The 12,186-nt window shown below is 46.9% G+C and carries 13 protein-coding genes; 9 read left to right on the forward strand and 4 right to left on the reverse strand.

The features are described from left to right. From carB to LDL18_RS05050, 3 genes are all read left to right on the forward strand, one after another. Positions 1 to 1,820, forward strand: a 1,820-nt coding sequence (carB, locus tag LDL18_RS05040; RefSeq protein ID WP_296507402.1) for a carbamoyl-phosphate synthase large subunit, incomplete at its 5' end; no start/stop codon positions are given. Between the two features lie 81 nt (positions 1,821 to 1,901). Further along, positions 1,902 to 2,378, forward strand: coding sequence for a transcription elongation factor GreA (greA, locus tag LDL18_RS05045; RefSeq protein ID WP_296507404.1), 477 nt, complete (start codon positions 1,902 to 1,904; stop codon positions 2,376 to 2,378). Positions 2,379 to 2,394: 16 nt separating this feature from the next. Continuing rightward, the gene (locus LDL18_RS05050) at positions 2,395 to 3,033 is read left to right on the forward strand and encodes a rhomboid family intramembrane serine protease (protein ID WP_296507406.1); all 639 of its coding nucleotides are present in this window, start codon (positions 2,395 to 2,397) and stop codon (positions 3,031 to 3,033) included. A gap of 347 nt (positions 3,034 to 3,380) precedes the next feature. On the opposite strand, the gene LDL18_RS05055 is transcribed toward LDL18_RS05050, so the two are convergent. The 4 genes from LDL18_RS05055 to LDL18_RS05070 form a co-directional block, all read right to left on the reverse strand. After that, entirely contained in the window at positions 3,381 to 3,965 is a 585-nt protein-coding gene (locus LDL18_RS05055) for an ABC transporter substrate-binding protein (RefSeq protein WP_296507410.1), read from the reverse strand. A 257-nt stretch (positions 3,966 to 4,222) separates the two neighbouring features. Then, positions 4,223 to 4,558: a hypothetical protein gene (locus LDL18_RS05060; RefSeq protein ID WP_296507412.1), complete on the reverse strand. Its 336-nt coding sequence runs from the start codon at positions 4,556 to 4,558 to the stop codon at positions 4,223 to 4,225. Between the two features lie 54 nt (positions 4,559 to 4,612). After that, on the reverse strand, positions 4,613 to 5,134 hold the full coding sequence (locus tag LDL18_RS05065) for a hypothetical protein (RefSeq protein ID WP_296507414.1): 522 nt from the start codon (positions 5,132 to 5,134) through the stop codon (positions 4,613 to 4,615). A gap of 2 nt (positions 5,135 to 5,136) precedes the next feature. Continuing rightward, a complete protein-coding gene (locus LDL18_RS05070) occupies positions 5,137 to 5,766 on the reverse strand; it encodes a hypothetical protein (RefSeq protein WP_296507416.1) in 630 nt (209 codons plus the stop codon). Positions 5,767 to 5,967: 201 nt separating this feature from the next. On the opposite strand from LDL18_RS05070, the gene eno reads away from it, so the two are divergent. From eno to LDL18_RS05100, 6 genes are all read left to right on the forward strand, one after another. Then, positions 5,968 to 7,257, forward strand: a complete 1,290-nt coding sequence (gene eno / locus LDL18_RS05075) for a phosphopyruvate hydratase (protein ID WP_011241362.1) — start codon at positions 5,968 to 5,970, stop codon at positions 7,255 to 7,257. 91 nt (positions 7,258 to 7,348) lie between these two features. Beyond that, positions 7,349 to 7,666 carry a septum formation initiator family protein gene (locus LDL18_RS05080; protein ID WP_296507421.1) on the forward strand — a complete coding sequence of 106 codons (318 nt, stop codon included), beginning with the start codon at positions 7,349 to 7,351 and terminating at the stop codon, positions 7,664 to 7,666. A 366-nt stretch (positions 7,667 to 8,032) separates the two neighbouring features. Next, positions 8,033 to 9,097, forward strand: a complete 1,065-nt coding sequence (pdhA, locus tag LDL18_RS05085; protein WP_296507423.1) for a pyruvate dehydrogenase (acetyl-transferring) E1 component subunit alpha — start codon at positions 8,033 to 8,035, stop codon at positions 9,095 to 9,097. Position 9,098: 1 nt separating this feature from the next. After that, positions 9,099 to 10,487: a pyruvate dehydrogenase complex E1 component subunit beta gene (locus LDL18_RS05090; protein WP_296507425.1), complete on the forward strand. Its 1,389-nt coding sequence runs from the start codon at positions 9,099 to 9,101 to the stop codon at positions 10,485 to 10,487. Positions 10,488 to 10,601: 114 nt separating this feature from the next. After that, a complete protein-coding gene (locus LDL18_RS05095; protein ID WP_296507427.1) occupies positions 10,602 to 11,891 on the forward strand; it encodes a nucleotide pyrophosphatase/phosphodiesterase family protein in 1,290 nt (429 codons plus the stop codon). A 14-nt stretch (positions 11,892 to 11,905) separates the two neighbouring features. Then, a partial coding sequence (locus LDL18_RS05100; protein WP_296507429.1) for a hypothetical protein occupies positions 11,906 to 12,186 on the forward strand: 281 nt, incomplete at its 3' end.

Consider the following 12,186-nt stretch of genomic DNA (forward strand, 5'->3'; position numbering starts at 1 on the left):
AATCGGCTCATTTGCGTGGCTTGGGTAAAGCACAGGCCAAAGGCTCCGGCATTGTTCATGATGCGTTACAAGCCATGACCGGCGGCGTAACAGAAGCTGAAGTGCGCGCTTTGCGACATAGCCTGAATATCCGCCCTGTTTTCAAGCGGATTGATAGCTGCGCGGCTGAATTTGAAGCCAAAACGCCTTATATGTATTCCACCTATGAAGCGCCTTTCTTTGGTGAACCTGTTTGCGATTCTTTGCCAAGCGATCGTAAAAAGGTTGTTATTCTTGGAGGCGGGCCCAACCGTATCGGGCAGGGTTTGGAATTTGATTATTGCTGCTGTCATGCTTGTTTTGCTCTGGAAGCAGCTGGCTATGAAACGATCATGGTCAATTGTAATCCTGAAACGGTTTCAACCGATTATGACACTTCCGACCGCCTCTATTTCGAGCCTTTGACGGGTGAAGATGTGCTAGAAATTCTGCATACAGAGCAGAAAAACGGCAGGCTTGTCGGTGTAATTGTTCAGTTCGGTGGTCAAACCCCTCTGAAACTGGCAGCCGAAATTGAAAAAGCCGGTATCCCGATTTTGGGAACCAGCCCAGATGCTATTGATCTTGCCGAAGATCGCGAACGCTTCTCGGCTTTGGTCTCTGAATTAGGCCTGCTTCAGCCTGCCAATGGTATTGCTCGCAGCCGCGATGAAGCCATCAGTGTTGCCGACAAAATCGGTTATCCAATTCTGATCCGTCCTTCCTATGTGTTGGGTGGTCGGGCGATGGAAATCATTGATGGCCCCAGCCAGCTCGACGACTATATTCATACGGCGGTGAAGGTTTCCGGTGAATCTCCGGTTTTGATTGATCAATATTTGCGGGATGCGACCGAAGTCGATGTGGATGCCGTGGCTGACGGCGATGATGTCGTCGTCGCTGGTATCTTACAGCATATCGAAGAAGCAGGTATCCATTCAGGAGACAGCGCTTGCTCTATCCCGCCTTATAGCTTACCGGCCTCGATCATCGAAGAGATCAAAAGTCAGACTGATAAATTAGCCCGCGCTTTGAAAGTGCAGGGGCTGATGAATATTCAGTTCGCGGTCAAAGGTGACAAGGTCTATTTGATCGAAGTCAATCCGCGCGCCAGCCGCACGGTGCCTTTTGTTGCAAAAGCAGATGGTCGCCCTGTGGCTCAAGTCGCTGCCAGAGTTATGGCTGGTGAAAAATTGCGGAATTTACCAGAAATAAGCTGGCCAGAAGGGTATACCGCCGTCAAAGAAGCGGTTTTCCCATGGGCGCGTTTCCCGGGGGTTGATCCGGTTCTGTCACCGGAAATGAAATCCACTGGCGAAGTGATGGGTATTGATATCGACTTCCCGATGGCTTTTGCCAAAGCCCAGTTGGCAGCCGGTAATGCCCTTCCTCGGGCTGGCACCTTCTTTATCTCCGTTAAAGACAGCGATAAAGCCCAGATAGTCGAGCCGATAAAGGCTTTAACCGATCTGGGGATAAAATTGGTCGCAACTGATGGCACGGCTCGCTATCTGCAATCCAAGGGTGTTCCTGTCGAACGGGTCAACAAAGTCAGGGAAGGGCGCCCTCATATTGTCGATTTAATCAAGGATGGAGCCATTAGTCTGGTTGTCAACACCACAGAAGGATGGCAATCTCTACAGGATTCGGCTTCTATCCGTTCTTCGGTGGTATTAGCCCCCGTTCCTTATTTCACGACCGCTGCGGCTGCTATTGTTGCGGCAGAGGCTATCGTCGCAATCAAGGCACGGGAACTTGAAGTCCGTTCTTTGCAATCCTATCATTCAATGAAGCACGCCTAATCCCGATCTTTAATTGAGTGCAAACAGAGCAGATTTCTGCTCTGTATGGGATTTACTTTTATCGTTTAGGGGATATTGCCTATGGCAGCCCAAGAAAAAATACCGATGCTTATCGAAGGTCAGCAAATGCTGATGGATGAGCTGGCAAGATTACAAGCTGAAAGACCTAAGATCATCGACGCGATCGAAGAAGCGCGCGCTCATGGCGATCTGTCTGAAAATGCCGAATACCATGCGGCAAAGGAAAGACAGGGGCAGGTCGAAGCGATGATTGGCGACATCGAAGGCAAATTAAGCCGGGCGCTTGTGATCGATCCGAAAACCTTGTCTGGTGACAAGGTGATTTTTGGCGCCACTGTCCATATGCTTGATGAAGACGATAAACCGGTCAAATATCAGATTGTCGGTCAGACTGAAGCCAATGCCAAAGGCGGTCGAATTTCTTACAATTCACCTTTGGGTCGGGCTTTAATCGGTCGCAAAGTCGATGACGAAATCGAAGTCTCTGTGCCGTCAGGTGACCGTTATTATCTGATTTCAAAAATCGAATTTATTTAGGTCTGGATTGTAAGCCGTGCGTCTGCCTCCTGCCCGTGCCACTACGGTTCTGGTTATTTTGACTTCCGGCGTGTGGCTTACGACCTTTTTACTAAAAATTCAGGATCTTTGGGCGGTAAAAGCGGGATTTATTCCCGCTCGTCTGCATGGCTGGTCATCGGGCGTGCCCTCCTTGCCATTCTGGATAACGCCTTTATCCGCGACATTCGCCCATGGCGGGCTGATGCATATTGCCTTCAATATGGTGATGCTGGCTTTTTGTGGCCGTTATGTCGAAATGATTATAGGTAGTCGTAAGTTCCTATGGCTCTATGTCATTGGTGCCTATAGTTCGGCTTTTTTCCAATATCTTTTCTATCCAAACAGCCAAGACCCGATGATCGGGGCAAGCGGTGCCATATCTGCTTTATTTGGTGCCTATGCCGTTTTGTTTGGGCGAGAACCCCAGATTTTTGCTTCCCGCTGGTTTAACCAAGTCGTCCAAATTTTATGGTTAGCTGCGGCATGGTCTATTTTACAAATCTTGATTGGTTTCAGCGAAAGCCCAGGACTGATGTTGGCCACTGCTGCTCATATTGGTGGTTTTATCACAGGCCTTATTCTTATCAGGCCAATGTTACATTTCCATTATTACAATAAATTCAAAAAATATTGATTTTTGGTCAAATATCCGGCGTTAAAAATATCTAGCTTAGAAAAAGCATCGCGTTGGAAAAGAGCGTTTTTAATAACAGGCCGATTGCCTCTAACCGCTTATTTCAGCAAGAATAACGGTTGTATAAATACTTGTGCCGATCATTCCTCCATGCTGTAACAAGCCACAAGCCACAAGCCACAAGCCACAAGCCACAAGCCATAGCTCTATACTTATAGGCTTTAGATGTCGGTTATTAGGGGATCTGTTTTGTTAAAAAAAAGACCTCCCATAAAATTAAGGAAGGTCTATCTTCGCCGCATTTAAGGGCTTCTAATGTTTATATCAGAAGCCTTAACGTCCGATCATCACGAAGCGCGTGCCTGAAGCATTTTAATCAGGCTATCAAAACCCTTATGCTCAACTACGGAATCAAAATCAGCTCTCTGGGTTATCAACAGATTGATACCCCCTACGGTCATATTGCTAACTTTATAGCCTTGACTGGTGTGTTCCAATGTCCAGATGACATTGACAGGATCAGAGCCTGACTTTGTCACTTGTGACAATACAGCTGCCCCATCCCCCGCCGGAATAATCCGAATGATTTTCAGCTTTGCTGAGCTGTAATCAGCAATCCGGTTGGCATAAGTATTGATAATAAAATTCGGCAAGGCTGCTTTATAGGCCGTTAGCTGTTCTGGTGTGATTTGGCTTTTCCAGCGCCGAACAAGGCTCTCACCAATTTCATCTACTTGGAAATACTGGGCAAGCAGAGTTTTTAGCTTTTGATGGGCATGAACTTTGTCATTATTCTGGGCAACAGACAAAGCCTCTGCAATAAGACCATTGATAAGACCTGTTGGGGTCTGGTTATCAATCGCCGCACAAGCAGGTGTTGCAAAAGAGACAAGCGCAAAGGGAAGCGCGAAAAAGGGCGCAACTTTTTTCATAATTCTCCTTTCCCGGACGGTGTCAGAGAAGTCGGTTTTCAAGGCTAAATCCAGATTTTCTGGCTTTTTGCTGATTCGGCTAATGTTAAAAACACCTTCAAGGAGAATGGCCTGTTGATATGCAGATTCTTCTCTAATGGTTATTCGGACGAATCAATAATACTAGTCAGTACACAAAATATACTATTACGTATAGATAAAATTGTACTGACCAGTATTAGGGTGCATGGTAATAGATGAACCTTTATTGAACCGACTTATTCTTGCGCTTTTTCGGCCTTCTCTTTATCCGCCGGAGCTGTTCTGAAAAGGGAGCTTACCAGCCGAAACAGCATGCCCCCCGTTTTGGAACGCCACAGGAAAATAAAGCCGATACCGCTCACCGCCGCCACCGTGGCAAGAGGCCGTCTTTGGGCTTCCTGATTAAGGCGGTCGACAACATTTTTACCCGCCTGAACACTGGATTTCACCAGACTACGGGCAATTGACCCCGGTTTCAGATGATTGGTAACATCATCTAGCGAAGCCATAAGATGAGTGCGAGCCTGTTCAAGTTCAGCTTTTTTCTGATTAATTTTAGACGTATGAAGCATAGCATGGCGGCCTTTTCAGACCGTTTCCTTCCAGAATGATAGCTTTGGCGAATATTACGGTGCCTCGGTCAACCAATGATAAGCGACTAGCACTAGAATAATCGCAATGGGTAATCCCACAGCTGCGAAAATTAGGCCTGCACCCAAGGCGCCTACAGCATGAATCAAGGCAATAAAAACGCCTACCAACAAACCGATCAGGCCAATAATCGCAAAGGCAGCAGCCAAGACCAAAGCAATCGCCGCCTTCGCAATTCTTTTGACGCGCAGCATGACAATTTCGCGGCAAAAAGCGACTTCATGGTGAAAGAAGTTTTTGGCGGCCTGAATAAGATTCCGAAAAGACTGGAAAATTCCGGCCTCTTCATAAATGAAATCCTCTCCTCCGGCGGCTTCGGCTTCCATTCTACCTTCTTCCAACCTCGCTTCGGCTTCGGCAATGGCTGCTTCATCATTTTCTTCGCCTGTAGCCACCTTTTCGGCAGCTACAGGGTCGATTTCAGCTTCAGACAAGGCCTCGGCGATTTCTTCAGAAGTAATGTTCGATTCTTTTTCGCCTTTATTTTCCAGCGTCAATGTTATGAATCCTGATGGCTGCTGTCAGAAGAGGATGCGTCTGCTTCCTGATGGTTGCAGGCATGATTGGCTTCACATTTATGCTTCTTGTGGCTGGCAAAGCGATAAAGCGCATAGCCGAGGGCGGCTGCGACACCAACCGTTACAACCGGATTGCGGCGGATAATGCTGTGACCACTTTTGGTAATGTCAGCCAATTTTTTATCTTTCAGAGATTTTGACAATTTGCCGATATGTTTGGAAGCCTTGTGCATATAGTCGCCATAGGAACTTCCCAAATTTTCAGCAACCAATTCTGCGGTCTGGTCAACAATTTTGGCCACATTATTGACAGCTTCGATGGCTTTGTGACGACCTTCATCACCAATTTCATGAATTTTTCCATGAAAGGGGCTGTGATCCTGAAATAAATGATGCAGTTTATTTTCTTCTTTTTCAGCAAATTCTTTGGCTTCAGAAAGATGGGATTTTGCTTTTTCAGCAAGGTGAGAAGCCGTTTCCGATATCTGCTGCTTTATATGATGGCCTTCATGTTTGGCTTCATGAGTGGCTTTTTCAGCCTGATTTTCGGCGTTTTTCTGCAAATCATTGGCAGCTGATGCTACATTCGCCACAGTTTTGTTTTCGGCCATTGTCTATACTCCAGTTACTCAATACGTAACGATAATCAGTTTATCCTAACTATAGAATCGCATGAGAAGCGATAACGTTTCACCATAAGCAATATATTCATTGCAACAGTGGAATTGCCTTATGCGTCAAGGAAGGATAGATCATTGACGGACTGAGTTCAAAAAGAGACTCGTCTAAAAGATTTTAAGAAAGGTTTCGATATGACAGCTATTGTCAGTATCCATGGCCGTCAGGTTGTCGACAGCCGCGGTAACCCGACCGTTGAAGTTGATGTTACGCTTGAAGATGGCAGCTTCGGCCGCGCCGCAGTGCCGTCAGGTGCTTCCACCGGTGTTCATGAAGCTGTTGAACTTCGTGATGGCGACAAAACCCGTTGGGGTGGTAAAGGCGTCACCAAAGCTGTTCACGCTGTAAACAACGAAATTGCTAACGCAATTATTGGTCTGGAAGCCGAAGATCAGGAACTGATCGACCAGACGATGATCAAGCTCGATGGCACCCCGAACAAGGGTAAATTCGGCGCTAACGCTATCCTCGGTGTCAGCTTGGCTGTTGCTAAAGCGGCTGCTGAAGCTCGCGGTCTCCCGCTTTACCGTTATGTTGGTGGTACGGCAGCTCACGTTCTTCCGGTTCCGATGATGAACATCGTTAACGGTGGTATGCACGCTGACAACCCCATCGATTTCCAGGAATTCATGATTGCTCCGGTTGGTGCCAGCTCCATCAATGAAGCTGTCCGCATCGGTACCGAAGTTTTCCATACCCTGAAAAAAGAACTGTCTGCTAAAGGCATGAACACCAACGTCGGTGACGAAGGTGGTTTCGCTCCTAGCCTCGACAGTGCTTCTTCTGCTCTGGACTTCATCGTCGATTCCATCTCCAAAGCCGGTTACAAGCCGGGCGAAGATGTGTTCATCGCTCTCGATGCAGCTTCCTCCGAGTTCTACAACAAAGATCAGAACATCTACGATCTTAAGGGTGAAGGCCGTAAACTGACCTCCGCTCAGCTCGTTGATTACTATGTCGAACTTTGCGGTAAATATCCGATCTATTCCATCGAAGATGGTCTGGCCGAAGATGATTTCGAAGGCTGGAAGATTTTGACCGAAAAGCTCGGTGACAAAGTCCAGTTGGTCGGTGACGATCTGTTCGTGACCAACGTGAAGCGTCTTTCTGATGGTATCGAACGCGGTATCGCCAACTCGCTGCTCGTGAAGTTCAACCAGATCGGTTCTTTGTCTGAAACGCTCGCAGCCGTTAACATGGCTAACGACGCTTCTTACACGGCTGTTATGTCTCACCGTTCCGGTGAAACCGAAGACACCACGATTGCTGACCTCGCCGTTGCCACCAACTGCGGTCAGATCAAGACCGGTAGCCTTTGCCGTTCCGAACGTATCGCTAAATACAATCAGCTGATGCGCATCGAAGAAGAACTGGGTTCGGTTGCTAAATATGCTGGCCGTTCGGTTCTTAGAAAAGCCAAATAAGAATCACAGCTAGAACCGGTTTTTAAACCGCTCTAACTGAATGGGGACATTGAGCCTTGATTTATCGCTTAAAGCGGTAATTATAGGCTCCATGTCCCTGATTCGTTCAAAGAACAGTCTTTTCCGTGCTGCAATAGGTCCCGCCTTGATGGTTGTTGTCTTGGGGGTCTTTGTCGGTAATGCCCTTTTGGGGGTAAATGGTTTACTAGCACTCGATGGTTACCGCCAAAAAATGGCCGTTAGAAAAGCGGAATTGACCGCTTTGGAACACCAACGAGACCAATTGGCGAACAGCATCGCTCTTCTTAATCCCAAAGCCACTGATCCTGACTATGCCGATGAATTGGTGCGTAAAGAAACGCGACAAATCCGGCCGGATGAAGTGATTATTCTCGACAGCCAGAAATAAATTCAGCTTTTGGAATGGATCATCATGATCTGACGATGGCTAACCAGCCTTGTTGATTATGGGCAAAAAGGCTTCCATCATCTAAGCTGTTGTCGCCTCGATTGACAGTTTTTCTTTGAAAAACGCGTTATTATCTCAAATCATTCAAGGTCAAAATTCTGTTCTTTTTATGAAGAGCCTTCATAGAGTGACTTTGACGAAATCAATCAATATAAACAAATTACTAAAGACAGAAGGACGGATATTGGTTAAGCCCGAAATCCGTTTTTAATAAACCCGAGCTGTCAGGGCAGGGGTCAGACCCATAATGTCGATTTATCCTGTCCGTCAGAAAATTTTTAGTCTTTTTTGACAGGAGGCCTCTGCATGGCCAAAGCAACTCAGGATTCCAATCGGCCTCATAAAGCTGATGTCGGATCCGCCATTCCCAATCACGATTTGCCACCGATACCCGGTCGCTATCACGCCGACCGGGAAGAGCTGCTAGAATTTTATCGACGGATGCTGATGATCCGCCGTTTTGAAGAACGGTGCGGACAGCTTTACGGTTTGGGGCTGATTGCTGGTTTTTGTCATCTCTATATCGGTCAGGAAGCTGTTGCGGTTGGTCTGCAAGCCGCCCTGCAACCGGGACGGGATAGCGTTATTACCGGCTATCGCGAACACGGACATATGTTGGCCTATGGTATTGATCCCAAAATTGTCATGGCTGAATTGACAGGCCGTGCCAGCGGGATTTCGCATGGTAAAGGCGGCTCGATGCATATGTTTTCGACCGAACATAAATTTTTCGGCGGAAATGGTATCGTTGGGGCGCAGGTGCCGCTTGGTGCTGGATTGGCCTTTGCGCATAAATACCGCAATGATGGTGGCTGTTCGGCGGCTTATTTTGGTGATGGGTCAGCCAATCAGGGACAGGTTTACGAAGCCTATAACATGGCGGCTTTGTGGAAATTACCCGTGATCTTCGTCATCGAAAATAACGGTTATGCCATGGGAACCAGTATCCAACGCGCCAATGCCCATACGGCTTTGTCTGAAAGAGGGGCGGGCTTTGGCATTCCGGCTTTGGTCGTTGACGGTATGGATGTGCTTGAAGTCAGAGGCGCTGCCACAGTCGCGGTTGACTGGGTGCAGGCTGGAAAAGGGCCCATCATCCTTGAAATGAAGACCTATCGTTATCGGGGACATTCTATGTCTGATCCGGCGCGCTATCGTAGCCGCGAAGAGGTCAATGACATGAAGGAAAACCACGATCCTTTAGATAATCTGAAAAAAGACCTTTTCGCCGCAGGCATTCCCGAAGCCGAGCTGGTTAAACTGGATGAAGACATCCGCCAGCAGGTCAAAGAAGCCGCCGATTTCGCTGAAAAAGCGCCTTTACCGGCTGATGAAGAATTATATACCAATATTCTGGTAGGAAAGTATTGATATGGCCATAGAGCTTAAAATGCCCGCTCTGTCTCCAACGATGGAGGAAGGCACGCTGACCCGCTGGCTGGTAAAAGAAGGCGACCCCATCAAAGCCGGTGAAATTTTGGCCGAAATCGAAACCGATAAAGCCATCATGGAATTTGAGGCCGTCGATGAAGGCGTGATAACGAAAATCCTCATTCCTGAGGGCAGCGAAAATGTCAAAGTCGGCACCGCTATTGCCTATCTTGGGACGGATGCCAATGATGTGACCTTGGATGGTGCCTCTGCCGAAACCAAAGCAGAAGAAAGCATCCCTGTTGCGCCGCCTGCTAAAACAGAGGCCGCAGCGGTCGAAGAAGCCGCAACGCCTTCACTGAGCAAGGTTATCAATTCTGCCCCCGAAATACCGGAAGGCACCGAATTTTTTCAGCAGACTTTGCGTGAAGCCTTACGCGATGCCATGGCCGAAGAAATGCGGCGAGATGACCGTGTTTTTGTTATGGGTGAAGAGGTGGCCGAATATCAGGGTGCCTATAAGGTCACGCAAGGGTTGTTGCAGGAATTTGGTGCGCGTCGTGTCGTGGATACGCCGATTTCCGAATATGGCTTTTCCGGTATTGGCGTGGGTGCTGCAATGGAAGGTTTGCGCCCTGTCATCGAATTCATGACTATGAATTTCTCGATGCAAGCGATTGACCATATCATCAATTCTGCGGCCAAAACGCATTATATGTCCGGCGGCCAAGTGCGTTGTCCTATCGTCTTCCGTGGGCCCAACGGGGCAGCCCCTCGCGTTGGCGCACAGCATACCCAGAATTTCGGGCCTTGGTATGCCGCCGTTCCCGGATTGGTCGTTCTTGCGCCTTACGATGCCATTGACGCTAAAGGCTTGTTAAAGGCAGCTATCCGTTCCGATGACCCTGTTGTCTTTTTGGAATGTGAACTGCTTTACGGCAAGACTTTCGACGTGCCAAAAATGGATGATTTTGTCTTACCCATTGGTAAGGCGCGTATCATTCGTGAAGGCAAGGATGTCACCATTGTCAGCTATTCTATTGGTGTTTCTTTTGCACTAACCGCGGCCGAGGCTTTGGCCAAAGAAGGCATTGATGCCGAAGTCATCGACCTTAGAACGCTGCGTCCGCTCGACAAGGAAACGATCCTTCAAAGTCTGGCCAAAACTAACCGGATTGTGACGGTAGAAGATGGCTGGCCGGTTTGCTCGATTTCTTCTGAAATTGCAGCTATTGCCATGGAAGAAGGCTTCGACAATTTGGATGCCCCTGTTTTGCGGGTAACCAATGCTGATACGCCCACACCTTACGCTGAAAATCTAGAGAAAAAAGGCTTAGTCAATCCCGAAGCCATTATCGAGGCTGTGCGCAAGGTCTGTTATCGCAAGTAAATTGTAAAATTTTTATTTTTGTTCCCGAAATAGTTCGATACTGTCACATATCAAAGTTACACATAAAACTTATGATAATACCTGTCAGAATTTCAACTATTTCGGGAATGCAATATGTCAGCCGGATATAAGCCTCTTAAAAAACGAAAGCCGTGGATATCCGGCATTTTATCGCTCCTTTTGGGTTGCGCCGGATTATCGGTAGTTCACAGCGATGCCATTGCCGCAACAGCGCATAGAGTGGCTCAATCAAAAACGCCTTTAATCCTGATTTCTATAGATGGTTTTCGGGCAGATTATATCAAACGGGGATTAACGCCTAATCTGGTCTCTTTGGCTGAAAATGGTAGCTATGCCAAAGTAATGCACCCCTCTTTTCCTTCCATCACTTTCCCCAATCATTACACCTTGGTCACCGGCCTTTACCCTGATCATCATGGCATTGTCGGCAATAATATGGACGATGCGCATATTACGCCTGATAGCCATTTTAAAATGAGCGATCATCAGGCCGTTACCGATCGGCGTTGGTGGGATGAAGGTGAACCTCTTTGGGTCACAGCAGAAAAACAAGGCGTTGTTTCCGCAACGATGTTCTGGCCGGGTTCAGAAGCTGATATCGAAGGCATTCGCCCTGAAATGTGGCGGCGTTTTGATAGCCATGTGCCTTTCCCCGAAAGAATCGATCAAGTCTTTTCATGGCTGGCTTATCCAGAAAAGACACGGCCACAATTCATCACCCTTTATTTTGAAAATGTCGATCATGCAGGGCATCTCTATGGGCCCGATTCTCAAGAGGTAAACGATAATCTCGTCAAGATTGATCAAACCATCGGGCAGTTGGTGCAGGGCTTAAAACAACGCGGTATCAAGGCCAATCTGGTCATTGTTTCCGATCATGGCATGGCTGCGACTTCTTCTGATCGGGTTGTTGCCTTGAATAAAATCCTCGATCCCAGCCTTTATCATGTCGTTACAGGCGGTGCTTATGCGGGTATTGAACCCAGCTCCGGCCATAGCATCAAAGATCTTGAACCATTATTTGCGTCGCATGAGCATATGCAATGTTGGCCGAAACAACAGATTCCTGTCCGTTTCCATTATGGTCAAAATCCCCGTGTCCCTGCTGTCATTTGTGCCGCAGAGGTCGGCTGGTCGATCATGGGTAATGATAGCATGACGGCACATGCCACCAAAGGCAATCATGGCTATGACAACCAAACACCCGAAATGGGTGCCTTATTTATCGCTAATGGGCCCGCTTTTCAAAAGCATAAAGTGATCGAATCTATGGACAATATTGATGTCCAACCTTTGGTCGCACAGGTCTTAAAGTTGAAAGCACCGAAAGGCGACAGCAGCTTAACCGCTTCCGACATCGAACAGCGTTTTCTCGCTCGATAAAAAAGCCTTTGAAAATGATAAATAAAAATCAGATAGAAGAAATATATAAAATATTACAAAAAATAAATAAAATAGGTATTGAAAATGATACAAATAAGAAATGGTATATAAAATATGAAAAATTTACATTTTATATAACGATGATAATTATTCCTATAGCATTTTTGATTATAGTATTAAATGAAAAATTATCTCTTTTTGATAAGAGGTATAGTGTCATTATTTTTATATCATCAGCTTTATTTTGTATGATTAATTATGCATTAATAATACTTATACAAATTTATTTTTCATG

It is taken from the genome of Zymomonas sp. (genome assembly GCF_020216885.1).
Taxonomy (GTDB): Bacteria; Pseudomonadota; Alphaproteobacteria; order Sphingomonadales; family Sphingomonadaceae; genus Zymomonas.

Coding starts and splice junctions, on each gene's coding strand:
- LDL18_RS05055 (WP_296507410.1), bottom strand. CDS start 3,965: ATGAAAAAAGTTGCGCCCTTTTTCGCGCTTCCCTTTGCGCTTGTCTCT.
- LDL18_RS05090 (WP_296507425.1), top strand. CDS start 9,099: ATGGCCATAGAGCTTAAAATGCCCGCTCTGTCTCCAACGATGGAGGAA.
- LDL18_RS05080 (WP_296507421.1), top strand. CDS start 7,349: ATGTCCCTGATTCGTTCAAAGAACAGTCTTTTCCGTGCTGCAATAGGT.
- eno (WP_011241362.1), top strand. CDS start 5,968: ATGACAGCTATTGTCAGTATCCATGGCCGTCAGGTTGTCGACAGCCGC.
- LDL18_RS05095 (WP_296507427.1), top strand. CDS start 10,602: ATGTCAGCCGGATATAAGCCTCTTAAAAAACGAAAGCCGTGGATATCC.
- pdhA (WP_296507423.1), top strand. CDS start 8,033: ATGGCCAAAGCAACTCAGGATTCCAATCGGCCTCATAAAGCTGATGTC.
- greA (WP_296507404.1), top strand. CDS start 1,902: ATGGCAGCCCAAGAAAAAATACCGATGCTTATCGAAGGTCAGCAAATG.
- LDL18_RS05060 (WP_296507412.1), bottom strand. CDS start 4,558: ATGCTTCATACGTCTAAAATTAATCAGAAAAAAGCTGAACTTGAACAG.
- LDL18_RS05070 (WP_296507416.1), bottom strand. CDS start 5,766: ATGGCCGAAAACAAAACTGTGGCGAATGTAGCATCAGCTGCCAATGAT.